The 26,554-nt window shown below is 68.8% G+C and carries 20 protein-coding genes and 2 tRNA genes; 8 read left to right on the plus strand and 14 right to left on the minus strand.

Annotated features, from left to right (window positions below):
* Window position 1: 1 nt before the first annotated feature.
* Together folC and P2L57_RS21160 are read right to left on the minus strand one after the other, a co-directional pair.
* The gene (folC, locus tag P2L57_RS21155; RefSeq protein WP_275816827.1) at window positions 2-1,516 is read right to left on the minus strand and encodes a bifunctional tetrahydrofolate synthase/dihydrofolate synthase; all 1,515 of its coding nucleotides are present in this window, start codon (window positions 1,514-1,516) and stop codon (window positions 2-4) included.
* 91 nt (window positions 1,517-1,607) lie between these two features.
* A complete protein-coding gene (locus tag P2L57_RS21160) occupies window positions 1,608-4,232 on the minus strand; it encodes a valine--tRNA ligase (RefSeq protein WP_275816889.1) in 2,625 nt (874 codons plus the stop codon).
* A 150-nt stretch (window positions 4,233-4,382) separates the two neighbouring features.
* On the opposite strand from P2L57_RS21160, the gene P2L57_RS21165 reads away from it, so the two are divergent.
* Window positions 4,383-5,243 carry a hypothetical protein gene (locus tag P2L57_RS21165; protein ID WP_275816829.1) on the plus strand — a complete coding sequence of 287 codons (861 nt, stop codon included), beginning with the start codon at window positions 4,383-4,385 and terminating at the stop codon, window positions 5,241-5,243.
* A 720-nt stretch (window positions 5,244-5,963) separates the two neighbouring features.
* On the opposite strand, the gene P2L57_RS21170 is transcribed toward P2L57_RS21165, so the two are convergent.
* The gene (locus P2L57_RS21170; protein WP_275816831.1) at window positions 5,964-7,136 is read right to left on the minus strand and encodes a helix-turn-helix domain-containing protein; all 1,173 of its coding nucleotides are present in this window, start codon (window positions 7,134-7,136) and stop codon (window positions 5,964-5,966) included.
* A gap of 543 nt (window positions 7,137-7,679) precedes the next feature.
* Here P2L57_RS21170 and P2L57_RS21175 point away from each other — a divergent pair.
* On the plus strand, window positions 7,680-7,910 hold the full coding sequence (locus P2L57_RS21175; protein WP_275816833.1) for a DUF7848 domain-containing protein: 231 nt from the start codon (window positions 7,680-7,682) through the stop codon (window positions 7,908-7,910).
* 57 nt (window positions 7,911-7,967) lie between these two features.
* Here P2L57_RS21175 and clpX read toward each other — a convergent pair whose 3' ends face one another.
* From clpX to P2L57_RS21200, 5 genes are all read right to left on the minus strand, one after another.
* On the minus strand, window positions 7,968-9,260 hold the full coding sequence (gene clpX, locus P2L57_RS21180; RefSeq protein ID WP_275816835.1) for an ATP-dependent Clp protease ATP-binding subunit ClpX: 1,293 nt from the start codon (window positions 9,258-9,260) through the stop codon (window positions 7,968-7,970).
* Window positions 9,261-9,409: 149 nt separating this feature from the next.
* Window positions 9,410-10,081, minus strand: a complete 672-nt coding sequence (locus tag P2L57_RS21185; protein ID WP_275816837.1) for an ATP-dependent Clp protease proteolytic subunit — start codon at window positions 10,079-10,081, stop codon at window positions 9,410-9,412.
* A gap of 76 nt (window positions 10,082-10,157) precedes the next feature.
* Window positions 10,158-10,760: an ATP-dependent Clp protease proteolytic subunit gene (locus tag P2L57_RS21190; protein ID WP_275816839.1), complete on the minus strand. Its 603-nt coding sequence runs from the start codon at window positions 10,758-10,760 to the stop codon at window positions 10,158-10,160.
* A 326-nt stretch (window positions 10,761-11,086) separates the two neighbouring features.
* Window positions 11,087-12,472 carry a trigger factor gene (tig, locus tag P2L57_RS21195; protein WP_275816841.1) on the minus strand — a complete coding sequence of 462 codons (1,386 nt, stop codon included), beginning with the start codon at window positions 12,470-12,472 and terminating at the stop codon, window positions 11,087-11,089.
* Between the two features lie 158 nt (window positions 12,473-12,630).
* Window positions 12,631-12,707 (minus strand) — tRNA-Pro (locus P2L57_RS21200).
* Window positions 12,708-12,823: 116 nt separating this feature from the next.
* Between P2L57_RS21200 and P2L57_RS21205 the strand changes: the two genes are divergently transcribed.
* Window positions 12,824-12,894, plus strand: a tRNA-Gly gene (locus tag P2L57_RS21205).
* A gap of 101 nt (window positions 12,895-12,995) precedes the next feature.
* Here P2L57_RS21205 and P2L57_RS21210 read toward each other — a convergent pair.
* Both P2L57_RS21210 and P2L57_RS21215 read right to left on the minus strand, forming a co-directional pair.
* On the minus strand, window positions 12,996-13,190 hold the full coding sequence (locus P2L57_RS21210) for a hypothetical protein (protein WP_275816842.1): 195 nt from the start codon (window positions 13,188-13,190) through the stop codon (window positions 12,996-12,998).
* A gap of 156 nt (window positions 13,191-13,346) precedes the next feature.
* Complete coding sequence (locus P2L57_RS21215) at window positions 13,347-14,462, minus strand: PP2C family protein-serine/threonine phosphatase (protein WP_275816844.1); 1,116 nt, start codon at window positions 14,460-14,462, stop codon at window positions 13,347-13,349.
* 416 nt (window positions 14,463-14,878) lie between these two features.
* Between P2L57_RS21215 and P2L57_RS21220 the strand changes: the two genes are divergently transcribed.
* Window positions 14,879-16,108, plus strand: coding sequence for a GNAT family N-acetyltransferase (locus P2L57_RS21220; protein WP_275816846.1), 1,230 nt, complete (start codon window positions 14,879-14,881; stop codon window positions 16,106-16,108).
* Between the two features lie 169 nt (window positions 16,109-16,277).
* Here the strand turns inward: P2L57_RS21220 and P2L57_RS21225 are convergent, their stop codons facing one another.
* Both P2L57_RS21225 and P2L57_RS21230 read right to left on the minus strand, forming a co-directional pair.
* The gene (locus P2L57_RS21225) at window positions 16,278-17,087 is read right to left on the minus strand and encodes an Fpg/Nei family DNA glycosylase (RefSeq protein WP_275816848.1); all 810 of its coding nucleotides are present in this window, start codon (window positions 17,085-17,087) and stop codon (window positions 16,278-16,280) included.
* A gap of 7 nt (window positions 17,088-17,094) precedes the next feature.
* On the minus strand, window positions 17,095-17,583 hold the full coding sequence (locus P2L57_RS21230) for a ribose-5-phosphate isomerase (RefSeq protein WP_275816850.1): 489 nt from the start codon (window positions 17,581-17,583) through the stop codon (window positions 17,095-17,097).
* Between the two features lie 220 nt (window positions 17,584-17,803).
* On the opposite strand from P2L57_RS21230, the gene P2L57_RS21235 reads away from it, so the two are divergent.
* Window positions 17,804-19,261: an amino acid permease gene (locus P2L57_RS21235; protein WP_275816852.1), complete on the plus strand. Its 1,458-nt coding sequence runs from the start codon at window positions 17,804-17,806 to the stop codon at window positions 19,259-19,261.
* 61 nt (window positions 19,262-19,322) lie between these two features.
* Here P2L57_RS21235 and P2L57_RS21240 read toward each other — a convergent pair whose 3' ends face one another.
* Window positions 19,323-19,922 carry a biotin transporter BioY gene (locus P2L57_RS21240; protein WP_275816854.1) on the minus strand — a complete coding sequence of 200 codons (600 nt, stop codon included), beginning with the start codon at window positions 19,920-19,922 and terminating at the stop codon, window positions 19,323-19,325.
* A 518-nt stretch (window positions 19,923-20,440) separates the two neighbouring features.
* Here P2L57_RS21240 and P2L57_RS21245 point away from each other — a divergent pair.
* Window positions 20,441-21,847 carry an amino acid permease gene (locus P2L57_RS21245; protein ID WP_372515822.1) on the plus strand — a complete coding sequence of 469 codons (1,407 nt, stop codon included), beginning with the start codon at window positions 20,441-20,443 and terminating at the stop codon, window positions 21,845-21,847.
* A 126-nt stretch (window positions 21,848-21,973) separates the two neighbouring features.
* A complete protein-coding gene (locus P2L57_RS21250; protein ID WP_275816856.1) occupies window positions 21,974-22,612 on the plus strand; it encodes a superoxide dismutase in 639 nt (212 codons plus the stop codon).
* An 88-nt stretch (window positions 22,613-22,700) separates the two neighbouring features.
* Here P2L57_RS21250 and P2L57_RS21255 read toward each other — a convergent pair whose 3' ends face one another.
* On the minus strand, window positions 22,701-23,342 hold the full coding sequence (locus tag P2L57_RS21255) for a mycothiol-dependent nitroreductase Rv2466c family protein (protein ID WP_275816858.1): 642 nt from the start codon (window positions 23,340-23,342) through the stop codon (window positions 22,701-22,703).
* 188 nt (window positions 23,343-23,530) lie between these two features.
* Here P2L57_RS21255 and pepN point away from each other — a divergent pair, with 188 nt between their 5' ends.
* Window positions 23,531-26,077: an aminopeptidase N gene (gene pepN / locus P2L57_RS21260; RefSeq protein WP_275816860.1), complete on the plus strand. Its 2,547-nt coding sequence runs from the start codon at window positions 23,531-23,533 to the stop codon at window positions 26,075-26,077.
* The last annotated feature ends 477 nt before the right edge of the window (window positions 26,078-26,554 follow it).

Below are 26,554 nucleotides of genomic sequence, written 5' to 3' on the forward strand. Positions count from 1 at the left end.
CTCACTTCCGGCCCAGCAGCAGCCGGGCCTCTCCAACGGTGATCACGGAACCGGCCACCAGCACGCCCGCGCCCGCGTATTCGCCCTCTTCCTCGGCGAGCGTGATCGCCGCCTCCAGCGCGTCGTCGAGCCGCGGCTCGACCTGCACCCGCTCGGAGCCGAAGACCTCGACCGCGACCGCCGCGAGCTCGTCCACGTCCATGGAACGAGGGCTGGAGTTCCGGGTCACCACCACTTCGGCGAAGATCGGCTCGAACGCCTCCAGCAGCCCGCGTACGTCCTTGTCCGCGCTGGGGCCGATCACTCCGACCAGATGGGTGAAGCCGAAGGCCTCCTGGACCGCCTCGGCCGTCGCCTGGGCGCCCGCCGGGTTGTGCGCCGCGTCCAGCACCACGGTGGGGCTGCGGCGTACGACCTCCAGGCGGCCCGGTGAGGTGACCGAGGCGAACGCGGCGCGTACCGTGTCGACGTCCAGCGGGCGGGCGGCCCTGGTGGAGCCGACGCCGAAGAACGCCTCGACCGCGGCGAGCGCGACCGCCGCGTTGTGCGCCTGGTGCGCGCCGTGCAGCGGCAGGAAGATCTGGTCGTACTCCCCGCCGAGCCCGCGCAACGTCAGCATCTGCCCGCCGACCGCGACCTCGCGGGACGTCACGCCGAACTCCATGCCCTCCCGGGCCACCGTGGCGTCCACCTCGACGGCGCGCTTGAGCAGCACCTGCGCCGCGTCGACCGGCTGCTGGGCCAGCACCACCGTGGCGCCCTGCTTGATGATCCCGGCCTTCTCCTCGGCGATCTCACCGGGCGTCTCGCCGAGCCGGTCGGTGTGGTCGAGCGCTATCGGGGTGACCACGGCGACGCCGCCGTCCACCACGTTCGTCGCGTCCCAGCTGCCGCCCATGCCGACCTCGACGACCGCCACATCGACCGGCGCGTCCGCGAAGGCCGCGTACGCCATGCCCGTGAGGACCTCGAAGAACGACATCCGGTGCGGCTGGGATCCGTCCACCATGTCGATGTACGGCTTGATGTCCCGGTGCGTGGCGACGAACCGCTCCACGGAGATCGGCGCGCCGTCCAGACTGATCCGCTCGGTCACCGACTGGACGTGCGGGCTGGTGTAGCGGCCGGTGCGCAGTTCGAAGGTGCGCAGCAGCGTCTCGATCATGCGAGCGGTGCTGGTCTTGCCGTTGGTGCCGGTGATGTGGATCGACGGGTAGGAGCGCTGGGGCTCGCCGAGGATGTCCATCAGCGCGGTCATCCGGTCCAGCGAGGGGTCGAGCTTGGTCTCCGGCCAGCGGCTGGCCAGCTCGGCCTCGACCTCGCGCAGCGCCTGGGCCTCCTCGGGCGTCCTGGGCCCGGCGGGCGCGTCGTCGGCGGGTGTCGGGGGGACCTGTGCGCGCAGCGTCCGGCTCCCGGCCTCGATCACGGCAAGGTCGGGGTCCCGCTCGGTCTCGTTCGCCACGATCTCTTCGAACTCGTCCGGACCAGGGGCATCGTTTTGGGGGCGCTCGCTCACGGTGACCAGTCTACGGAGGGGGACCGACAGAAACGGTCAAGGCCCCCGAGCAGGTGCTCCGGGGCCTTGACGGTCGGCTTGGCGGGGGCGCTCAGGCCTCCGGCAGGCTCTTCAACTGGGCGCCGATACGGGCGATATCGGCCTCGGCGGCCTCGCGCCGCGCGCGGATCTTGTCCACGACGTGGTCGGGCGCCTTGGCCAGGAACGCCTCGTTGCCCAGCTTCGCCGTGGCCTGTGCCAACTCCTTCTCAGCGGCGGCCAGGTCCTTGGTCAGCCGCTTGCGCTCCGCCGCGAAGTCGATCGCCCCGGACAGGTCGAGGGCCACCGTGGCACCCGCGACCGGCAGCGACGCGGTGGCGTGGAAGCCCTCGCCCGCGGGCTGGAGGCGCAGCAGCGAGCGGATGGCGTCCTCGTGCGGCGCCAGCGGCGTACCGTCCAGGTCGAGCCGCGCCGGGACCCGCTGGCCCGGCTGCAGGCCCTGGTCGGAGCGGAACCGGCGGACCTCGGTGATCACCTGCTGCAGGGTGGCGATCTCCTGCTCGGCGGCCGCGTCCCGGAAGCCGCTGTCGCTCGGCCAGTCGGCGATGACGAGCGACTCGCCGCCGGTCAGCGAGGTCCACAGCGTCTCGGTGACGAACGGGACGACCGGGTGCAGCAGCCGCAGCGTGACGTCCAGGACCTCACCGAGGACCCGGCGCGAGACGTCGGCGGCCTCGCCGCCCGCCGCGAACGTGGTCTTGATGAGCTCCACGTACCAGTCGAAGACCTCGTCCCAGGCGAAGTGGAACAGGGTGTCGGAGAGCTTGGCGAACTGGTAGTCGTCGTAGTACGCGTCCACCTCGGCGACCACCGAGTTCAACCGGGACAGGATCCACCGGTCGGCCGTCGACTGCCGCTCGGCGGGCGGCAGTTCGCCCTCGACCGTGGCGCCGTTCATCAGCGCGAAGCGCGTCGCGTTCCAGATCTTGTTGGCGAAGTTGCGGGAGCCCTGCACCCAGTCCTCGCCGATCGGCACGTCGACACCGGGGTTGGCGCCGCGGGCCAGCGTGAAGCGGACGGCGTCCGAACCGTAGGCGTCCATCCAGTCCAGCGGGTTGACCGCGTTGCCGAAGGACTTCGACATCTTCTTGCCGAACTGGTCGCGGACCATGCCGTGCAGCACGATGGTGTGGAACGGCGGTGTGCCCTCCATCGCGTACAGGCCGAACATCATCATCCGGGCGACCCAGAAGAAGAGGATGTCGTAGCCGGTGACCAGGACGGAGTTCGGGTAGAACTTCGCCAGGCTGTCGGTCTGCTCCGGCCAGCCGAGCGTGGAGAACGGCCACAGGCCGGAGGAGAACCAGGTGTCCAGCACGTCGGTGTCCTGGTGCCAGCCGTCACCTGTCGGCGGCTGCTCGTCCGGACCGACGCAGACGACCTCGCCGTTCGGCCCGTACCAGACCGGGATGCGGTGCCCCCACCACAACTGCCGTGAGATGCACCAGTCGTGGAGGTTGTCGACCCAGCCGAAGTAGCGGGACTCCATCTCCTTCGGGTGGATCTTCACCCGGCCGTCGCGGACCGCGTCACCGGCGGCCTTCGCCAGCGGGCCGACCTTGACCCACCACTGCAGCGAAAGCCGCGGCTCGATGGTGGTCTTGCAGCGCGAGCAGTGCCCGACGGAGTGCGTGTACGGGCGCTTCTCGGCGACGATCCGGCCTTCGGCGCGCAGTGCGCCGACGATCGTCGAGCGGGCCTCGAAGCGGTCCAGGCCCTGGAACGGGCCGTGTGCGGTGATGATGCCGTGCTCGTCCAGCACGTTGAGCGACGGCAGGTTGTGCCGCTGGCCGATCTCGAAGTCGTTGGGGTCGTGGGCCGGGGTGACCTTGACCGCGCCGGTGCCGAACTCGGGGTCGACATGGGCGTCGGCGACGATCGGGATCCGACGGCCGGTGAGCGGGAGCTCGATCTCGGTGCCGATGAGGTGCTTGTAGCGCTCGTCCTCGGGGTGGACGGCGACCGCGGTGTCGCCCAGCATCGTCTCGGCGCGGGTCGTGGCCACCACGATGCCGTCATTGACGTCGCCGTACCGGATCGAGACCAGCTCGCCGTCGTCGTCCTGGTACTCCACCTCGATGTCCGAGATGGCGGTCAGACAGCGCGGGCACCAGTTGATGATGCGCTCGGCGCGGTAGATCAGTCCGTCGTCGTAGAGCTTCTTGAAGATCGTCTGGACGGCCTGGGAGAGGCCCTCGTCCATGGTGAACCGCTCACGGGACCAGTCGACGCCATCGCCGAGGCGCCGCATCTGCCCCGAGATCTGGCCGCCGGACTCGGCCTTCCACTGCCACACCCGCTCGACGAACGCCTCCCGGCCCAGGTCGTGGCGGGACTTGCCCTCCTTGGCCAGCTCGCGCTCGACGACGTTCTGGGTGGCGATACCGGCGTGATCCATACCGGGCTGCCACAGCGTCTCGTACCCCTGCATCCGCTTGCGGCGGGTCAGGGCGTCGATCAGCGTGTGCTCGAAGGCGTGGCCGAGGTGCAGGCTGCCGGTGACGTTCGGCGGCGGGATGACGACGGTGTACGGCTCCTTGTCGCTCTTGGCGTCCGCCTCGAAGTAACCGCGCTCTACCCAGCGCTCGTACAGCTTCCCCTCTACCTCGGCCGGAACGTACTGGGTCGGCAGGTGGTCAGGGCTGCTGTTGGCCCCGCCTTGGGGGCGCTGGTTCATGTCGGTCACGCGGCAATTCTAGGGGCGGCACCGCCCGGTCTCCGAACGGCTTTAGTGACGTAACAGGACGGGGACCCGGCTTTTGACGTGCTCATGGGATGAGGAAGGATGTGGCGCTCGTAAGACATTCAACGGGAGGACGCAACACCCATGAGCTTCAACCAGCCGCCACCGAACCCATACGGCCAGCAGCCCGGCCCGCAGCCCGGCTACGGCTACCCCCAGCAGGGTGGCGTCCCCCCGCAAGGTGGCGTCCCCCCGCAGCCGAACCCGTACGGTCAGCCGGGCCAGCCGCCGCAGGCTTCCACCAACCCGTATGGCCAGCCCCCGGCCAACGCCCCGTACGGCGTACCGCCCCAGGGCATGAACCCCCAGGGCCAGCAGCCCGGTTGGGGTGGCCAGGTCCCGCCGCCCCCGCCGGTGCAGAAGAGCAACGCGGGCAAGATCATCGCCATCGTCGCCGCACTGGTCGTGGTGGCGGGCGGCGGCATCGCCTTCGCGGTACTGGGCGGCGGCGCCAGCGGCGGCGGCGACTACAAGCTGACGACGCCGGACACGGTGCTGGGCGGTAAGTACAGCAAGGACCCGTCGATGGCATCGAAGATGCCCGCGTCGACCTCCGGCAACGACAAGGGCATCACGAACGGCACGACCGTCAACGGCGCCTGGAAGAGCGACTCCGACGAGCTCATCTTCGGTGGCGCCTACGGCAACATCACCGACCCCTCGGCCGCGATCGACGCGGCGACGTCGGGGGTGGGCGGTGGCGCCACGACCACCAGCGAGACTCCGTCCGGATTCGACGGCAAGGTCATGAAGTGCGGCGCGAGGGACTTCGGCGTCTACAAGTCGCCTTTCTGCGCGTGGGGTGACAGCAGCACCGTCGGCATCCTGATGTGGACGCCCAACCCCACCACGGCCGCCACGGGGAACATTCCGACGGCGCCGTCCATCTCCGACTGGGCGCAGACCACCGCGAAGCTCCGCAGCGAGATACGCGTCAAGAAGTAAGTGCCGTAGACATGGAGGGTGCCCCAGCGCCTTGGGGCACCCTCAGCCATGCGACACGCCTACGCGGTCACGGCTTCAGCCGTCTCCCCTCGCAAGGGCGCACGCCTCCGCCGCGTCGTTGCTCTTGACGTGCAAGATCTGAAGATCGCTGTAGCAACCCGCATAGCCCCCGATCCCCGCGACGCCCCCAGAATGGGAACCAGCACTGCACCCGCGCTCGACGCCTGAGCCGACCACATAGCCGTGAGCCTTCAGATAGTTCAGGCACTGCATCTGATCGGCCTGTGCGGACGTGGCCACAGTCAGCGGAATGGCCGCCGCGGCAAGAGTCACCCCAGCGGCCGTTGCCGCCCTCTTCCAGGTCCTACGCATAGCGGTTCCCCCTTGAACGAAGAGGCTGGTCGGCAGGACCATGCCAGAACGGATCTTCGAGGCCAGCCCCCTTGATCGTTTACAGTCATGCCAGCGCCCGCACGACCACTCAGCCAATCCAGATCAAGTACGCGAAACCACACATACAACCTGCACGACAACCGCCGTATCATCCCCTTCGCGCGAATATCGTCAGGCGCGGACCCTGGCCCTACGTTGATGCGAAGACGCCACAAGACTGCGGCTATGCAGTAAGCACCGCAGCCACGTTTGCCGCGCAAGGAACGCTGTCCCATCAACCAGCGCCAAACGCACGTGTCTGCCAGACGTTGGACCCTTCGGTCGCGTTCAGAGCTTCACCCCTGCGCGTTTGGCCAACGCCAAGAGCGTGGGATTGCTGCGTTTGTGCAGGGAGGTGAGTACCCGCATCAGTTCCTGGCTGGTGGGATGTACCTTCGCCATCTGCGGCGCCGCGTCCCAGGCCTCCTTGAGGGAGCTCAGGGCCCCATCTCGGTCATGAAGTGCCAGCTTCGCTCTGGCGATGTTCATGTGCAGCGGCCCGAGGCGCGTGGCTGGCAGGTCGCTGGCGTCACGCATCAGGTCTTCGGCGGTGTCCAGCGCTTTCCGATGCTGTTCCATGTCAACGTTGGTGGCGATGACGTGAGTTGCCGTGTTGTTCAGACCGAACGTGATGCCGTGATCGTGCACATCCTCGGCAAACTCATCCGCCACGCGCCAAGCCGCCTTGGAGTGCTGCGTCGCAGCGGCCTTGTCCTTGAGGCGACCCGCGAGAGTAAGTCCACGTAGATGGAGCAGGCCCAAGCCGAAAGCCCTGTCACGGCCTTCCAGGGACGACTCGGCTTGAACGATCGCCCTGTCGACGACCGCCAAACCCCCGGCGAAATCACCGCCGTTGAGGAAGGTGCCCGCTTCGTCGCGAGCGCTGATGGCGGCGGCAAGCGGGGTGCCACGCTCGGCCGCGCGGGCCTGTTTCATCACTGCCAGCTCTGCCATGTGCATCCAACGGTGCCGGGCCGCCAGCCAGTAGACCGCGCTGTAGACATCCGCCACCACCGCCCAGTCTCCCCGCTGACCGGTCGCATGTGCATGGTTTTGAGCCTTGGCCAACAGCCCAGGTAGCTTGTGCGTGACGCCAGAGATATCCGCTTCACCGCGAAGCCTGATCACTTCGGCCAGGTCGTCGCGGATCGTCTCCGGCGTGTGGGGCGCGTCGCCGGGAAGGTCGAAGCGTCGCATCGCGGCATCCAGCTCTTTGAGGCTGCTCGCGTTCTGGCGTTCGACGGGAGCCTTCCCAAGCAGCTCGTCGAGCGTCACACCCATGGCGGTCGCCAACGCGGCGGCGACGCCCTGACTCAGTGCGCGGTCCCCCACCTCGATCTTGCTCAGCAAGGAGACGGAGACACCCGCCCGACGCGCCAGCTTCGCCTGGCTCATCTCCCGCGCCTTGCGCAGGATCGCAACGTTGGTGCCTGGCCCAGGGATCCTAGTCGTACCAGTCATGGGTCACGTCTTCCCGATCGCCGTTCCCTTACGTCCCATAGTTACAGGCCACGCCTCAAGACGCTCTTCGGTTGTGCAAGGTCTGTGCAAGTTGACCGCGCCGAAGGGTCGTTGAATCGACCGCAGACGAAATCGACACGGCGTGGAAGGGCACGGCCAGACGATGACGTACCGGATCGGCGCATATGTGATGGATACGGAGACCGCCAGAGTTGGCCAGGTAGTGGGTGAATCCGCGTCGCGAGTGATACTCCGCCAGCCCGGCACCGGACTGGAGTGGGAGGCGGACCCCAGGGTGCTGCGCCTGGCAAGCCGTGACGAGCGCGAAGCCATCGGCGTGCACTCCAACGGGACCAGCGTGGTTGGTCATCTGGCGGGAGAAGACTCTGTCACCGTCCAGGCCGACTGCGAAGAATGCCAACGTCTCGGGCGGGCAGAGGCAGAAGCCAGGAGCGCGTCGAACCATTCTCGCGCTGCCGACTACCGGGTTCTGGCCCGGCGGCACCTACGGAACGTGCACGGCGTAGCGGTGGCGGTGGGAGCGTGACCGCCGAAGCCGTCTACCGCTTCGTCCCGCACACCATCCAGCACGTCCCCGAAGGCGGCATCGTCTGCGAAGCGTTCTGCGTCGCACATGGCTGCGACGCGGAGTCCGGCCCCCAGGGCGATCCGGACGCCACACTGGACTGGTGCCTGCGGCACACCGGCCGTACTGGGCACGACCTGTTCCGGCGCGCGTTCAGCGACCACGCACGGGTAACGCGTGACAGCTGATCATGAATAGAGGGGGCGCCCGCCAGTGGCGGGCGCCCCCTCACGTGTAAGAAGCGCTCACGCGCTCTTCTCGTGCCGCTCCCCCGCCTCGCCGCCGCGCGTGCTGCGCGGGACCAGCGTGGGGTTCACGTTCGAGTGGACGACCTCTTCCGTGATGACGACGCGGGCCACGTCCTTGCGGGACGGGACCTCGTACATCACGGACATCAGGACCTCTTCCATGATCGCGCGCAGACCGCGGGCGCCGGTGCCGCGCAGGATGGCCTGGTCGGCGATGGCCTCAAGGGCCGGACGGTCGAACTCCAGCTCAACACCGTCGAGTTCGAAGAGCCGTTGGTACTGCTTCACCAGGGCGTTGCGCGGCTCCACCAGGATCTTCAGCAGTGCCTCGCGGTCGAGGTTGTGCACGCTGGTGATCACCGGCAGACGGCCGATGAACTCCGGGATCATCCCGAACTTCACCAGGTCCTCGGGCATGATCTCGGCGAACTGGTCGGCCTGGTCGAGTTCGCGCTTGGAGCGGATGGTCGCGCCGAAGCCGATGCCCTTGGCGCCCGCCCGGGCCTCGATGATCTTCTCCAGACCGGCGAAGGCACCGCCGACGATGAACAGCACGTTCGTCGTGTCGATCTGGATGAACTCCTGGTGCGGGTGCTTGCGGCCGCCCTGCGGCGGCACCGAGGCGGTGGTCCCCTCCAGGATCTTCAGCAGTGCCTGCTGGACGCCCTCACCCGACACATCACGAGTGATGGAGGGGTTCTCGCTCTTGCGGGCCACCTTGTCGATCTCGTCGATGTAGATGATCCCGGTCTCGGCCTTCTTGACGTCGTAGTCGGCCGCCTGGATCAGCTTCAGCAGGATGTTCTCGACGTCCTCGCCGACGTATCCGGCCTCGGTGAGCGCCGTCGCGTCGGCGATGGCGAACGGCACGTTGAGCATCCGGGCCAGGGTCTGGGCCAGCAGGGTCTTGCCGGAGCCGGTGGGGCCCAGGAGCAGGATGTTCGACTTGGCCAGCTCGATGCCGTCGTCGTGGCCTCTGCCGCCGCCGTTCTCGCCCGCCTGCACCCGCTTGTAGTGGTTGTAGACGGCGACCGACAGCGCCTTCTTCGCGGGCTCCTGGCCGACCACATAGCCTTCCAGGAACTCGTAGATCTCGCGCGGCTTGGGCAGGTCCTCCCACCGCACCTCGGAGGACTCGGCGAGCTCCTCCTCGATGATCTCGTTGCACAGGTCGATGCACTCGTCGCAGATGTACACACCAGGCCCTGCGATGAGCTTCTTCACCTGCTTCTGACTCTTACCGCAAAACGAGCACTTGAGCAGATCGCCGCCATCACCGATGCGTGCCACGAGGTGCTTCCCCTTCGCCTGGGATCCGCCTTGTTCAACGGAGCCTGGTGCCTAATCTCCGACGGTACCTTGCCGGGCCCCTCGTGTGGGCCCCCCTTGGGCCGACTCATCCTGCCGACCCAAGAGGTTGCGGTGCCGTCGGGCCCGTCTCAGGCCGAGACCGCGGCCTTGCGGGACGATGTGATCTGGTCCACGAAACCGAAGGACAGCGCGTCCTCGGCGGTAAGGATCTTGTCACGCTCGATGTCCTCGCGGATCTGCTCCTCGGACCGGCTGGAGTGCTTGGCCAGCATCTCCTCCATCTGGGTGCGCATCCGCGTGATCTCGTTGGCCTGGATCTCCAGGTCCGAGATCTGCGCCCGGCCGGTCTCGGTGTACGGCTGGTGGATCAGCACCCGGGCGTTGGGCAGCGCCATGCGCTTACCGGGCGTACCGGCGGCGAGCAGCACGGCCGCGGCGGAGGCCGCCTGGCCCAGGCACACCGTCTGGATGTCCGGCTTGACGAACTGCATGGTGTCGTAGATGGCCGTCATGGCGGTGAACGAGCCGCCGGGCGAGTTGATGTAGATCGAGATGTCGCGGTCCGGGTCCATCGACTCCAGGCACAGCAGCTGCGCCATCACGTCGTTGGCGGAGGCGTCGTCGATCTGCACACCGAGGAAGATCACCCGCTCTTCGAACAGCTTGGCGTACGGATCGTACTCACGCACGCCCTGCGAGGTGCGCTCCACGAAGCGCGGCACGATGTATCGGGACTCGGCGCCGAGCGAGCGGCGGGCGTCCAGGCCCTCCTGCAGGGCGAGCGGGTTCGGGGTGTTCATGATGGGGTTCACCGTCCTGAGGGGTGAGCGGGGAGGGGAAGCGTAACCGGGTGGCCGCTCGTCGAGCGGGGCGGCCTCACGCGCCGGTACCGCCGCCACCGGGGACGTCCGCGGCGGTGCTCATGACCTCGTCGATCAGCCCGTACTCCTGGGCCTCCTCCGCGGTGAACCAGCGGTCGCGGTCGGCGTCACGGTTGATCGTCTCAACGGTCTGGCCGGTGTGCGCCGCGGTGAGCTGCTCCATGCGCTTCTTGGTGCGCAGCAGCTGCTCGGCCTGGATCTTGATGTCGGAGGCGGAGCCGCCCAGGCCTGCCGAGCCCTGGTGCATCAGGATGTCGGCGTTCGGCAGGGCGAAGCGCTTGCCGGGGGTGCCCGCGGTGAGCAGGAACTGGCCCATCGAGGCGGCCAGGCCCATCGCGATCGTCACCACGTCGTTCTTGATGTACTGCATGGTGTCGTAGATCGCGAAACCGGCGGTCACGGAACCGCCCGGCGAGTTGATGTAGAGGTAGATGTCCTTGGTCGGGTCCGCGGCCAGCAGCAGCATCTGCGCGCAGATCCGGTTGGCGATGTCGTCGTCGACAGCCTGACCGAGGAAGATGATGCGTTCGTCGAGCAGTCGGCTGTAGACCGCGTCACCCAGGCCCGCGCCGCCGGCCGGCGTGCTGGCGGTGGGCATCAGAAGTCCAGGTGTCTGAATCTGCGGAGTCGTCACGTATCCACCTGCTCGTTGTCGGACGGCGACGCGCCGTCTTCGCGTCTTCTCGTAGGGCGCGGGGAGTGCGTTGCCGCGCTGGCTGTCCAGCACTCGCAAGGGACTCCCCTGCCCTCGTTACTACGGACCCTAACGCGCAGGTCGGGCCCAGCAATCCCCCACGCGAAACTGTTCGCTGTGAGCGCAGGCCACCCCGAAAGTGATCGCGTACGGGGCAGAAAACGAACGCACCCGGACGCTTGGTGGCGTCCGGGTGCGTTCTCATACTCCTGCGGCTCCTACGGCGAGGATCAGCCCTCGGCCTTCTCGTCGGACGCCTCAGCGCCCTCCTCGGCCGCGGCCTCGACGGTCTCGCCGTCCTCGTCCTCGTCCGCCAGGTCGACGACCTCGCCGTTGCTGTCCTTGACCGAGGCGGCCTCGACCACCAGGGCCAGCGCCTTGCCGCGGGCGACCTCGCCGACCAGCATCGGCACCTGGCCGCCCTCGACGACCGCCTGGGCGAACTGGTCAGGGCTCATGCCCGAGGTGGCGGCGCGACGCATGAGGTGCTCGGTGAGCTCCTCCTGGTTGACCGACAGCTGCTCCTTGGAGACCAGCTCGTCCAGGACGAACTGGGTCTTGATGCCCTTGGTCGCCTGCTTCTCCAGCTCGGCGTCGTGCTCCTCGGCGGTCTTGCCCTCGCGCTCCAGGAAGCTCTCCCAGGTCAGCCCCATCATCGGGAACTGGTGGTGCTCCAGGTTGTGCTTGCGGGTCTCGACCTCGTCCTTGAGGAGCTTCTCCGGGATCGGCACCTCGATCAGGTCCAGCAGGGCGTCCAGCACCTTCTCCTGGGCCTGGGTGGCCTGGTCGTACTGCTTCATCCGCTCAAGGCGCTTGCGGCTGTCCGCGCGCAGCTCCTCAAGGGTGTCGAACTCGCTCGCGAGCTGGGCGAACTCGTCGTCCAGCTCGGGCAGCTCACGGGCCTGTACGGCGGAGACGTCCACCTTGACCTCGGCGGCCTTGCCGGCCGCGGAGCCGCCCTTGAGCTCGGAGGTGAAGGTGGCGGAGCCGCCGGCCTCCAGACCGGTGACTGCCTCGTCGATGCCGTCGAGGAGCTGGCCGGAGCCGATGGTGTAGGTGACACCCTTGGCGACGCCGTCCTCCAGCACCTCGCCGTCGACCTTGGCCTCCAGGTCGATGGTGACGACGTCACCCTCGGCGGCGGCGCGCTCGACCGGGGTGGTCGAGGCGAAGCGGTCCCGCAGCTGCTCGATCGACTTGTCGACGTCCTCGTCGGAGACCTCGACGGCGTCAACGGTGACCTCGATGCCGGAGAAGTCCGGGATCTCGATCGTCGGGCGCACGTCCACCTCGGCGGTGAACTTCAGCTGCTCGTTGTCGTTGAACTCGGTGATGTCGATCTCGGGCTGGCCGAGGACGTTCAGCTCACCCTCGTTGACCGCCTCCGTGTAGAACTTCGGCAGCGCGTCGTTGATGGCCTCTTCGAGAACCGCGCCACGGCCGAACCGCTGGTCGATGATCCGCGCGGGGATCTTGCCCTTGCGGAATCCCGGCACCGTGACCTGCTGGTTGATCTTCTTGTACGCCGCGTCGAGGCTGGGCTTGAGCTCCTCGAAGGGCACCTCGACGGTGAGTCGAACCCGGGTCGGGTTCAGAGTCTCCACGGCGCTCTTCACGGTTGGGTCTCCTTGGGCTGACAGTCAGGGGCTTTACGTGGCCGACGAGACGTACTTCTCGGGGTCCTCGCCCCTACGTCGCCCCGCATACAGGGCCAACTCGCATAGTACCGGTACGAGCGGCACGACTGTCCCACGCCCGGGACTATTCGAACAAATGGTCGGGGTGGCGGGATTTGAACCCACGGCCTTCCGCTCCCAAAGCGGACGCGCTACCAAGCTGCGCCACACCCCGTTTAAGTGCGACACGTAGCGTACATGGCTCCACACGTCTCGGCTGCCAATTAATCGGCGGGCGACAGGGGCCGAGTCGACCAGCTACTATGCGGTGTGCCAGAATGACTGGCCGTTGCGGGCGTAGCTCAATGGTAGAGCCCCAGTCTTCCAAACTGGCTACGCGGGTTCGATTCCCGTCGCCCGCTCTGTACGAGTCCGGCCCGGTCGGAGGGAACGTTCCCTCCGACCGGGCCGGACCGCGTTTACGCCGCAGTGTGGTTTCGCGTTCGTGCGTCGCTCGTCACGCTCAGAGCTTTATCTGGTTGATGGTGTTGGCCAGGGAGTCCAGAAACCGGTGGATGGACGGCGCCATCCCGGACGAGGCGAGGAAGAAGCCGAACAGTATGGCCACGATGGCCGGCCCCCCCTTGAGTGACCCTCCTCGCAACAGGACGAACAGGACGATCGCCAACACCACTACTACGGAAAGGGAGATGGCCACTACGGATCACATCCTCGCTCACTACGGCCTACGCCACGCCGGTCCGGGGGTGCGTCCCCGTCGCTTCTCCCCCACGCCGTCCATCGTGCCATCAACCTGCCGTCCCGTGGACCCGCCACGAGGGCGCGTGTCCCTGACCTGCCGTCAACGGCACGATCAGTCACGGCAGATGATGAGCAGCGCCCGGTCGTCGTTGACGTCCTTGGCGACCGCCTCTATGAGCCGCCAGGCGGCGCCGTGGAAACCGTGCGCGACAAGGCGTTCGGCCTCGCCGATCAACCGGTCGATACCCTCGCCGAGATCGCGTCCCGACGCCTCCACCAGCCCGTCGGTGAACAGCATCAGCACGTCACCGGAGTTCAACGTGCCCTTCACGCCGTCGAATTCGGCGCCCTCGAAGACCCCGAGCATCAGCCCGTCGGCGGCCTTCTCCTCCCACCGCCCGGTCCCCGCGCACAGTTGCATACCGGGCAGATGCCCCGCGGACAGCAGCTCGTAGTCGCCGGTCTCCAGGTCGAGGACGAGATGGACCGAGGTGGCGAATCCCTCATCCCAGTCCTGGCGCAGCAGATAGCCGTTGGCGGCGGTGAGGAACTGGTGCGGCGGCAGCGAACCGAGCAGCCCGCCGAACGCCCCGGACAGCAGCAGCGCCCGCGATCCGGCGTCCATCCCCTTGCCGGACACATCGGTCAGCACGGCCTCCAGCACCCGGCCGCCGCCGGTCCGGGTGGCGACCACGAAGTCCCCGGAGAAGGACTGGCCGCCTGCCGGGCGCAGCGCCATCTCGGCGTGCCAGCCGTCCGGCAGATCCGGCAACTGGCTCTGTACGCGGATGCGTTCGCGCAGGTCGAACAGCATCGTTCCGCCGCGCCGCCAGGGCACTCCGACCCGGCTGCGGAACTGCGCGATCATCAGCCCGGCGAAGGCGACCGCGCTCACCACCAGGACGGTGCCGGGCGTCACGGTTCTCGACATGCCGGTGTGGTACGGGCCGAGCACCGCGTCCTCGACCACCAGCGCGGTGGCGGCGGCCGCGTAGAGCAGCAGCAGGCTCGCCGGGCGCAGCAGCAGTCCGCCCAGCAGGACCGGGAAGACCAACGCGGTCGGCGGGCACCAGTCGGGTACGGCGGTGGTGGCCCAGGCGAGGCCGGGAACGGTGAGCAGCAGGCCGACGAGCGGCAGCCAGTCCGAGCCGTCGCCGCGGAAGTAGTCAACGGCGGATTTACGCAGCACCGTACGGACCCGGTGCAGCGCCCTGCGCGCCCGGGCCACGACTCCTTCGCCGACTCGTCCGCCGCCGCGGCGCGGCGCGGGTGCCCCCGTCGCCCGCGCCCTCGGAGCAGAGCGTTCCGCGTCCCTGGTCTCGATCCCGTCTCCCTCCCGCCCGCGCCTGGCCCGCGGCACGGGAGACGCCTCGCCCCGCGGACGCGCGGGAGTGTGCTCCGCGCTCCTGGTCTCGATACCGTCGCCCACGGCCACCCGGCTTCCGTGGCGCCGTACGCGCCGTTACTCGTCCTCCGTTCCCGGCGACCCTATCCACCCATTCGGCGGCGCGTCGATTCGCGACTCGCCGTATATCGATCGCGCACGGTGCGTCGGCCGATCGATTCCGGCCGGGCTCGGACGCCGCGGCCCGGCCGCCGGTAAATCGTTCGCCCGCACCGCGACGCCGCTGCTAGGCAGGGGGTATGACGGTTGAACTACGGGTGCTGGAGCCGGAGCAGTGGGATGGCTGGTACGGCCAGCTGGAGCGGGCGTTCGGCGGGGTCGCCGAAGACCCCGAGGAGCGCGCGTTGTGGCGCGATTTGACCGAATACGAACGTTCCATCGGAGCCTGGGACGGCGGGGAGGTCGTGGGCACGGCCGGTGCCTTCTCGTTCCGGTTGTCGGTGCCCGGTGGTGCTCTGGTGGCAGCGGCCGGAGTGACGATGGTCAGCGTACGGACGACGCATCGGCGGCGCGGTGTGCTGACCTCGATGATGCGGCGGCAGTTGGACGACATACGGCGGCTGGGCGAGCCGCTGGCGGTGTTGACGGCCTCGGAGCCGCCGATCTACGGGCGGTTCGGGTACGGGCTGGGGACCGGGCAGCTGCGGATGGAGATCGACACCGATCGGGTGCGGCTGGCGGCCCCGGAGGGGGCGGCCGGTGTGCGGCTGCGTCTGGTGTCTCCGCGCGCGGGCAGTGCGGCGTGCGAGGCGGTGTACGCGCGCCGGGTGGCGGGCCGGCCCGGGATGCTGGAGCGGCGGCCCGGATGGGAGCGGTTGCCGCTGCTCGATCCGCCGTCCGAGCGCCATGGCGCGGGCGAGTTGCAGTGCGTGCTGGCCGAGCGGGACGGGGAAGTGGCCGGATACGCCCGCTATGCCGTGAAACCCGACTGGGATGGCTCGGGGCCCAAGGGTTCGGTCCTGCTGCAGGGCGTCGAGGCGCTGGATCCAGCCGCCTACGCCGTGTTGTGGCGCTACCTGTTCGATGTCGATCTGACGTCGACGCTCAAGACGTACAACCGGCCGGTCGACGACCCGGTGCTGCACCTGGTCTCCGACATCCGGCGGTGCAAGCTGAGCCCCCGCGACGGGATGTTCGTACGGCTGGTGGACGTCGGCGCGGCACTCGCCGCCCGTACGTACGCCACACCGGTGGACGTGGTCCTGGACGTCGAGGACGCGTTCTGCCCGTGGAACGAGGGGCGTTGGCGGCTGAGCGGTGACGCGAAGGGCGCCTGCTGCGAGCGGACGACCGATCCGGCCGATCTGGCGCTTTCGGTACGGGAGTTGGGCTCGGCGTACCTGGGCGGCTTCGGCCTGGCGTCGCTGGCGGGCGCGGGAAGGGTGCGGGAGCTGCGCCCCGGGGCGGTGGCCGAGGCCGGAACGGCCTTCGGCAATGACCTCGCCCCGTGGCTGCCGCACGGCTTCTAGCGCTTTCTGTCGGACCTTGGCCGGGGTTGCGGTCGGTTCGGCACCGCCCCCGGGGGTTTGGGGGCTTGCCCCCAAGAAGATCCCGCCGCGACGGCGAGCAACCACGAGGGCGTGGACCGCCGGTGCCGAACCCGTCGCAACCCGCCACGAGGGCCCGCCGGCCCCGCGTCTAGCGGGTCTGGCAGCCCGGGCACCAGAAGAGGTTGCGGTTGCCGAGATCCGCGGTGCGGATCTCGGCACCACAGATGAGGCAGGGCTGCTGGTGGCGCCGGTAGACATAGACCTCACCGCCGTGGTCGTCCACGCGCGGCGGACGGCCCATCGCCTCCGGGGTGTGTTCGGGACGAACCGTGTCTATCCGGTTGTTCCGTACGCCCTCGTGCATCAGCGCGACCAAGTCGGCCCAGATCGCGTCCCATTCGGCGCGTGTCAGATCACGTCCCGCACGGTACGGATCGATGCCGTGCCGGAACAGGACCTCGGCCCGGTAGACGTTGCCGACGCCCGAGACCACCTTCTGGTCCATCAGCAGCGCGGCCACCGAGGTACGACTGCGCGACACCCGCCGCCACGCCGGTTCGTGATCGGTGCCGGGGCGCAGCGGATCGGGGCCCAGGCGGTCGTGTATCGACTGTTTCTCGCCATCGGTGATCAGTTCGCAGGCGGTGGGGCCGCGCAGGTCGGCGTAGCCCTCGGGGTTGGCCAGTCGCAGCCGCACCGTGTCGGTCGCCGCGGGCGCGGGGCCGGTGCCGAAGGTGTACTTGCCGAACAGCCCGAGGTGGATGTGCACCCAGCTCTCCGGACCGAACCGCAGGAACAGGTGCTTGCCGTGCGCCTCGGCGCGCTCCAGCACCTGGCCGTCGACGAGCGACGCACCGTCCGCGAACTTGCCCTGCGGGCTGCTGGCCCACACGGCCTGGCCGCCGAACCTCGCGGTGTGGTCGGCGGCCAGTCGGTGAATGGTGTGCCCTTCGGGCATCGGGCGCTCAGTCCTGCCGCGGGTGGTGCGCCGGGATCTCCGGAAGCTTGCCGGTGAGTTCGTACTCGCTGAGCATGTCGATCCGGCGGATGTGCCGCTCGCCCTCGGAGAACGGGGTGGCGAGGAAGACCTCGACGAAGCGGGTGGCCTCTTCGGTGGTGTGCATCCGCGCACCGACGCTGATCACGTTGGCGTTGTTGTGTTCGCGGCCGAGCGCGGCGGTCTCCTCGCTCCAGGCCAGCGCGGCCCGCACGTCCTTGACCTTGTTGGCGGCGATCGCCTCACCGTTGCCCGAGCCGCCGATCACGATGCCGAGGCTGCCGGTGTCCTGGGCCGTGCGCTCAGCGGCGCGCAGGCAGAACGGCGGGTAGTCGTCCTGGGCGTCGAAGATGTGCGGACCGCAGTCCACCGGCTCATGGCCGTGGGCCGTGAGCCACTCGACGAGATGGTTCTTGAGTTCGTAACCGGCATGATCGGAGCCGAGGTACACGCGCATGCCGAGAGTCTGCCATGCGTGTACTCGCGCCTTTGTTTCCGGGGCCGCGCGCCTCTGTTTTCCGGGTCCGTTCACCCGTCGTACCTGCGTTTCAGGTAGCTGATTTTAGACCCACCCACTGAACCCGGTGATGCAACGATTCGGACACAGCTGTTCCGTTTCGGTCGATGTCTGCGGTTGCATGCGGGAACTCGCGATCCGAGAGACGAGGGACACGTCAATGAGTGCGCAACCGCCCATCACGACGGAAGACGCCAGGTCCGGCTACGCCGGCCCGGCCTCCGCCGACGCCACCGCGTACGGCCACGAAGCCGGACACGGACTCCAGGCAGGGCTGAAGAACCGACATCTGTCGATGATCGCCATCGGTGGCGTCATCGGCGCGGGCTTGTTCGTCGGCTCCGGCCAGGGCATCGCCGCCGCCGGACCCGCCATTCTGCTGTCGTACGCACTGGTCGGCGCGCTCGTCGTCATGGTGATGCGCATGCTCGGTGAGATGGCGGCGGCCAACCCGGTCTCCGGCTCCTTCTCCGCGTACGCGGACCGGGCGCTGGGCCGCTGGGCGGGCTTCAGCATCGGCTGGCTCTACTGGTTCTTCTGGGTCGTGGTGCTCGCCGTCGAGGCGATGGCCGGCGCCGGCATCCTCAACAGCTGGATGCCCGCGGTGCCGACCTGGGGCTGGGCGCTGATCGTGATGGTCGTGCTCACCGCCACCAACCTGTTCTCGGTCGGCTCCTACGGTGAGTTCGAGTTCTGGTTCGCCGGCATCAAGGTGGTCGCGATCGCCGCGTTCATCGTCATCGGCGGCCTCGCGGTCTTCGGCGTGCTGCCGGGCACCCACGACCAGGCGGTCGGCCTGGCGAACCTCACCGGTCAGGGCGGCTTCCTGCCGAAGGGCCCGGGCGCCATCCTCACCGGTGTGCTGATGGTGGTCTTCTCCTTCATGGGCAGCGAGATCGTCACCCTCGCCGCCGGTGAGTCCGAGGACCCGCGCAAGGCGGTCGTCAAGGCCACCAACAGCGTCATCTGGCGGATCGGCGTCTTCTACCTGGGCTCGATCCTGATCGTCGTCACGCTGCTGCCGTGGAACTCCCCCGAGGTCGCCAAGAGCCCGTACGTGGCGGTGCTGAACCATGTGGGCATCCCGCACGCCGGTGAGCTGATGAACGCGATCGTGCTGACCGCCGTGCTGTCCTGCCTCAACTCCGGCCTGTACACCGCGTCCCGGATGGCGTTCTCGCTCAGCCAGCGCGGCGACGCCCCGCGCTCCTTCAGCCGCACCACCTCGCGCGGTGTGCCCATGATGGCGATCCTGGCCTCGGTGGTCTTCGGCTTCGTGGCCGTCTACTTCGACTACCAGTACCCGAAGACCATCTTCCAGTTCCTGCTCAACTCCTCCGGCGCGGTGGCGCTGTTCGTCTGGCTGGTGATCTGCTTCTCGCAGCTGCGGATGCGCCGGATCATCGAACGGGAGTCGCCCGAGCGGCTGTCGGTGCGGATGTGGGCCTACCCGTATCTGACCTGGGTGACCATCGGCATGATCGTCTTCGTGCTCGGCTACATGCTCACCGACAAGGACGGGCGCGATCAGGTGCTGATGTCGCTGCTGGCGGCGGCCCTGGTGCTGGTGGTCGCGTTCATCCGCGGTCGCCGACGCGAGGCGCTCGAACGGCACTGACCCACTGACGGCGATGGCCCGCACCCCCTGGACGGGGTGCGGGCCATCGCCGTGCGGGGGTTCAGCCGTTGCGGGCGACCAGCTTCCACGCCGCGGGCAGCAGACCCATGGCCAGCGCGGCCTTGAGAGCATCGCCGATCAGGTACGGGGTGAAGCCCAGGGAGAGCGCCTGGCCGAAGGAGAGGTGCGCGGCGATCGCCAGGTACGGCACGCCGATGGCGTAGATCACGGCCTCGCCGACCAGCATCGCCCCCGCCGTCCGCCACACGCTGCGGTCCGCGCCGCGCCGGGCCAGCGCGCCGACCGCCGCCGAGGCGAGCACCATGCCGAGGATGTAGCCGAAGGTGACCAGCCCGGCGCCGTGCGCGCCGTTCGCGAACCACGGCACCCCCGCGACACCCGCGACGGCGTACAGCAGCAGCGACAGCACACCGCGCCGGGCGCCCAGCGAGGTGCCGACCAGCAGCGCGGCGAAGGTCTGCCCGGTGACCGGCACCGGCGAGCCCGGGACCGGTACGGCGAGCTGTGCGGCCAGGCCGGTGAGCGCGGCGCCGCCGACGACCAGGGCCGCGTCGCGCAGCCGGGTGCGGGTGGCGGAGGAGGCGGGCAGCAGGTCGGCCAGGACCTGCTGCGGACGGACGGGGGCGGCTGCGAGGCTCATCGGGACTCCGCGAAGTGAAGGGGCTGGACGGGACACCGTGACGGTAACCCAGCGCACCGACTCGGAACACGGTGAGCGAATGACAAAGGCTCATTCCCGGCCGTAGTCACTTCCGTACAAAGAGCGATGCCGAACCAGGGCGTGCCGCCCACTCGCCGTGATGCTCGTCACTGGCATGGCCACCGAAGATGAACCGCTTTGCGACCCGGGAGGCGATACGGCGACACTGTGGAGTCCCCCCAATTGACCCCGTCGATCCCGAGGGTTAGCAGCACCATGCACGACGCACCTCCCGCCGCCGCGCGCGAGCTCGACGACGGCGGGAGCGAACCGCCCGGCGCAGCTGAAGGCGCATCGCCACCAAAAGATCACATAAGGGGTACAGCACGCGATTGACGAGACATCAGTCACGTTGCGTTAACAAAGTGTCCGGATGGCGAACGCCGCGTTGTTGTGACCGGTACTCGCCCGCACACTATGGCGATCCGTACCGCTCTCACCCCCTGGACGTCATGCCCATGAGTCGGACACCGACCCCGATATCCGATACGACACCATCCGGCACAGCCGCCTCGGAACAGCGCCTCGGCCAGGGCCTCAAGCAGCGCCATCTGTCGATGATCGCCCTCGGCGGTGTCATCGGCGCCGGGTTGTTCGTCGGCTCGGGCGCGGGCATCGCCGCCGCCGGGCCGTCCATCGTGCTGGCCTACGCGGCCTCCGGTGTGCTGGTCATGCTGGTGATGCGGATGCTGGGCGAGATGTCCGCCGCCAATCCGGCCTCCGGGTCCTTCTCGGTGCACGCCGAGCGCTCCATCGGCCCGTGGGCGGGATTCGCCGCGGGGTGGACGTTCTGGACCCTGCTGTGTGTGGGCGTCGCGGCCGAGGCGATCGGTGCGGCCGGGATCATGACCAACTGGTTTCCCGGGACGCCGTCGTGGATGTGGGTCGCGATCTTCATGGCGGTCTTCTGCGGTACGAACCTGGCGGCCGTCAGCAACTTCGGTGAGTTCGAGTTCTGGTTCGCCGCGCTGAAGGTCGCCGCCATCTCGCTCTTCCTGGTGCTGGGCGTACTGGCGATCTTCGGCCTGCTGCCCGGGACGCATGCGGTGGGCACCGCGAATCTCACCGGTGCGGGCGGCTTCCTGCCCAAGGGCTCCAACGGCCTGGTGGTCGGCCTGCTCGCCTCGGTCTTCGCGTACGGCGGCCTGGAGACGGTGACCATCGCCGCGGCCGAGTCCGAGAACCCGGTCAAGGGCGTCGGCCAGGCGGTGCGGACCGCGATGTGGCGGATCGCGCTGTTCTACGTCGGCTCGATGCTGGTCATCGTCACCCTGATCCCGTGGAACGACGGCTCGCTGACCAAGCACGGCCCGTATGTGGCCGTACTCGACCACATCGGGGTGCCGGGCGCGGGCCAGTTGATGAACGTGGTCATCCTGGTCGCCCTGCTCTCGGCGATGAACGCCAACATCTACGGCTCGTCGCGTATGGCGTACTCGCTGGTCGCACGCGGCCAGGGCCCCCGGCGGCTGGGCAGGCTGAGCGGTGGGGTGCCGCGGATCGCCGTGCTCTCCTCCTCCGCGTTCGGCTTCTTCGCGGTGCTGCTCAGCTACTGGTGGCCGACCACGGTGTTCGCCTGGCTGTTGAACATGGTGGGCGCGGCGGTACTGGTGGTGTGGGCGTTCATCGCGGTGGCGCAGCTGCGGATGCGGCGCCGGCTGGAGCGCGAGACGCCGGACAAGTTGGTCGTACGGATGTGGGCGTTCCCGTATCTGACCTGGGTGGCGCTGCTGGGCATCGTGACGGTGCTGGTGCTGATGGCTCTACAGCCCGACACGCGGGTGCAGTTGTACTTCACCGGCGGTGCGACCGTCGCACTGGCGGCCCTCGGCTACGCGCGCCAACGGGCGGCGCGGCGCGGCTGACACCGACTCGGACAGGGCGACTGGAGGGCCGGACCCATTGGGTCCGGCCCTCCAGTGCGTTCGGGATTGCTGCTGGTAGCCTGCATTTGCGAATGACTTGCAATAAGCAGCCCGGAGGACCTACGCATGTCCACGTACACCCTTCCTGAACTCCCTTATGACTACGCCGCGTTGGAGCCGGTCATCAGCGGAGAGATCATCGAGCTGCACCACGACAAGCACCACGCGGCGTACGTCAAGGGCGCCAACGACACCCTGGACCAGCTCGCCGAGGCGCGGGAGAAGGACGCCTGGGGTTCGATCAACGGCCTGGAGAAGAACCTCGCGTTCCACCTTTCCGGCCACATCCTGCACAGCATCTACTGGCGGAACATGACCGGCGACGGTGGCGGTGCGCCGCTGGACAAGGACGGCACCGGCGAGCTGGCCGACGCCATCGCCGAGCACTTCGGCGGATTCGCCCGCTTCAAGGCACAGCTGTCGAAGGCCGCCGCGACCACGCAGGGCTCCGGGTGGGGCGTACTCGCCTTCGAGCCGCTCAGCGGCCGCCTCATCGTCGAGCAGGTCTACGACCACCAGGGCAACGTCGGCCAGGGCAGCGTTCCGCTGCTGGTCTTCGACGCCTGGGAGCACGCCTTCTACCTGCAGTACCGCAACCAGAAGGTGGACTTCGTCGAGGCCATGTGGCGCGTGGTCAACTGGCCGGATGTCAACGCCCGTTACCTCGCGGCGAAGAGCAAGGTCGGCGGTCTGCTGGTTCCGTGACCCCGCCGCCCAGGAACGGAAGGCCCCCGCGCGGTGGTGTCGCGCGGGGGCCTTCCCCTTGTCCCAAGGTCGGATCGTATCGGGCGGATCAGTCGAAGACGGGGCCGACCGTCCGGGTCCGCTTGATCTCATAGAAGCCGGGCGTCGAGGCGACCAGCAGCGTGCCGTCCCACAGCTTGGCCGCCGCCTCGCCCTTGGGAGCCGGAGTGACCACCGGGCCGAAGAACGCCACCTGGTCGCCGTCCGCCCCCGGCACCGCGATCACCGGCGTGCCGACGTCCTCGCCGACCAGGCCGATGCCCGCCTGATGCGAGGCCCGCAGCTCGGTGTCGTACGCGTCACTGTCGGCCACGTCCGCGAGCTCCGCGGGCAGGCCGGCCTCCTCCAGCGCGGCGACGATGGTCTCGCGGGTCCTGGGCAGGCCCTGGTTGTGGAACCGGGTGCCGAGCGCGGTGTAGAGCGGACCCAGCACCTCGCTGCCGTGCTTCTGCTCGGCGGCGATGCAGACCCGCACCGGGCCCCAGGCGGTCGCCAGCAGCTCACGGTACTGGTCGGGCAGCTCATCCAGCCTGTTCTCGTTGAGCACGGCAAGGCTCATCACATGCCACCGCACGCTCACCGGGCGTACCTTCTCGACCTCCAGCATCCAGCGCGAGGTCATCCACGCCCACGGGCACAGCGGGTCGAACCAGAAGTCCGCGGGGATCTTCTCGGTATCCGTCGTCGTCACAGCCTCTCCCAAGGTCGTTCGATATGAAACGACACACGTCGGGGGCTGCAACACAGGTGATCAGGCGGGCATTCCCGACCGATGGGCCTCGTGTCACCTGCCCTGTCACATGCGATGATGCGACTTCGGCCGCACCGGCGACGGACCCGGCGGACGAGGCAGACGAGACACGAGACAAAGGAGTCACCGTGCCCGGCGAGAACCTGACCCGAGACGAGGCCCGCGAGCGGGCCGGGCTGATCTCAGTGGACGGGTACGAGGTGTCGCTCGACCTGCGTTCCGCGGTGCTGCCGCACGAGGACACCTTCCGCTCGGTGACCACCGTCCGGTTCCGCTGTACGCGGCCGGGGGCGGCCACCTTCGTGGACCTGGTCGCCCCCTCGGTCAGCTCCGTGCTGCTGAACGGGCGCGAGCTGGACCCCGCGGTGGTCTTCGACGGCAGCCGGATCGCGCTGGAAGGCCTCGCCGAGACCAACGAACTGGTGGTGGACGCGGCCTGCGCCTACAGCCGGACCGGCGAGGGCCTGCACCGGTTCGCCGACCCCGAGGACGGCGAGGTCTACCTCTACACCCAGTACGAACCGGCCGACGCACGGCGGGTGTTCGCCAACTTCGAGCAGCCCGACCTCAAGGCGCCGTTCACCTTCTCCGTCACCGCCCCCGAGCACTGGACCGTGCTCGGCAACGGCGAGCAGACGGGGCGGGACGGCGAGACCCGGCACTTCGCGACCACCGAGCCGATCTCCACCTACATCACCGCCGTGGTCGCCGGTCCGTACCACGTGGAGCGCGACCACTACTCGCGCACGTTCGACGACGGCGGCCGGCTGGAGATCCCGCTGAGCGCGCTGTGCCGCCGGTCGCTCGCCCAGCACTTCGACGCCGCCGACATCTTCCAGGTCACCAGGCAGGGCCTGGACTTCTTCCACGACCACTTCGACTACCCGTACCCGTTCGGGAAGTACGACCAGGCGTTCGTGCCGGAGTACAACATCGGCGCGATGGAGAACCCCGGTCTGGTGACCTTCCGCGAGGAGTTCGTCTTCCGCGGCAAGGTGACCCAGGCGTCCTACGAGAGCCGGGCCACCGTCGTCCTGCACGAGATGGCGCACATGTGGTTCGGCGATCTGGTCACCATGGAGTGGTGGGACGACCTGTGGCTCAAGGAGTCGTTCGCCGACTTCATGGGCTCCTTCTCCCTGGTCGAGGCGACCCGCTTCACCAACGGATGGATCTCCTTCGCCAACCGGCGCAAGGCGTGGGCGTACCGGGCGGACCAGTTGCCGTCCACCCACCCGATCACCGCCGACATCCGCGATCTGGAGGACGCCAAGCTCAACTTCGACGGGATCACCTACTCGAAGGGTGCGAGCGTTCTGAAGCAGCTCGTCGCCTATGCGGGCCAGGACGCGTTCCTGGAGGGCACCCGCCGCTACTTCAAACGGCACGCGTACGGCAACACCCGCCTCACCGACCTGCTGTCCGTGCTGGCGGAGACGTCGGGCCGGGACATGGCGCAGTGGTCGCGGGTGTGGTTGCAGACCGCGGGCGTCAACTCGCTGACCCCGCAGATCACCTACGGCGCGGACGGCCGGGTCGAGCAACTGGCGGTGCTCCAGGAGGGCGCACCGCTGCGCCCCCACCGGGTCGCGGTCGGGCTGTACCGGTGCGGCGCGGACGGCGCGCTGGAGCGGTACGCGCGGGTGGAGACGGACGTGGCCGGTGAGCGGACGGCCATCGGCGAGCTGGCCGGAGCCGAGCGCCCGGATCTGGTGCTGGTCAACGACGATGACCTCACGTACTGCAAGACCCGTTTCGACCAGGGGTCGCTGGACACCCTGCGCGGCCACCTCGGCGACCTCACCGACCCGATGGCCCGGGCGCTGTCCTGGTCGGCGATGTGGAACCTCACCCGGGACGGGCTGCTGCCCGCGCGGGACTACATCGGCCTGGTACTGGACTTCGCCGGTCGGGAGACCGACATCGGAGTACTGCAGATGCTGCACACCTGGGCGCAGTCCGCACTCGACCACTACGTCGCGCCCGAGTGGCGCGCGGAGGGCGGCCGGGCACTCGCCGCGGGCGCGCTACGGGAGTTGCGCGCGGCCGAGCCGGGCAGCGGCCATCAGTTGGCCTGGGCCAGGTTCTTCGCCTCGACGGCCTCGTCCGAGGCGGATCTGCGGTTGCTGCGCGGTCTGCTGGCCGGCACCGAGAAGATCGACGGCCTGGAGGTGGACCAGGAGCTGCGCTGGACGCTCCTGCTGCCGCTGGCCGCGTACGGCGCCGCCGGCGAGACGGACATCGCCGCGGAACTGGCCCGTGACAACACCGCTTCCGGCAAGCGCCACCAGGTGCGCTGTCTCGCCGCCCGGCCGTCAGCCGAGGTGAAGGCGGCGGCCTGGCAGCAGGTGGTGGAGTCCGACGAGTTGTCCAACGCCATGGTGGAGGCGGTGATTTCCGGCTTCGGCCAGCCCAACCAGCGAGAGCTGCTGGCGCCGTACGCGGAGAAGTACTTCGCCGTGCTGGAACGGGTGTGGGCGCAGCGCTCGATAGAGATCGGCATGGCCATCGTGCGCGGCCTGTTCCCGATCCTGCAGGCCCACCAGGAAACCGCGAACGCCGCCGCCACCTGGCTGGACACCCACCCCGACGCCGCACCGGCACTACGCCGCCTGGTACTCGAGTCCCACGACGACCTGAACCGCGCCCTACGCGCCCAGGCCGCCGACCGCTGACAGCCCCGCCCGCGGCAACTCCAACCCCGCTGATCCACGCCATCGAACTACTCGCCGCCGCGGCGGGATTCAGCGGCACAGCCCCGGGCAGAGTCAGGTACGTGGCCCAGAACCGGCCCTGCCACACCCCAGGCAGGGCTCGGCTCGGTCCACACCCCAGCCGGAAACGAGCGACACACCAGACCAGGCAGAGCCGCACCCCCAACCGGCTCTGGACCGAAGCCCCGGCCGGGGTTCGGACGCTCCGCCCCAAGCGGGGGCTAAAGCCGCAACCCCGAGCGGGGGCTAAGGCCGCACCCGAGCCGGGGCCCAGGGCCGCACCCCAGGCGGAGGTTGGGGGCGCAGCCTCGGCCGGGGGTCGGGGCGGAAAGCCCCGAGGGGGGGTAGGGGCGCAGCCCCAAGGGGGTCCAGGGGCACAGCCCCCGGCGGGGCGCAGGGGCGCAGCCCCAACGGGGCGCAGGGGCGGAGCCCCTGAAG

It is taken from the genome of Streptantibioticus ferralitis, assembly GCF_029223525.1.
Taxonomy (GTDB): Bacteria; Actinomycetota; Actinomycetes; order Streptomycetales; family Streptomycetaceae; genus Streptantibioticus_A; species Streptantibioticus_A ferralitis.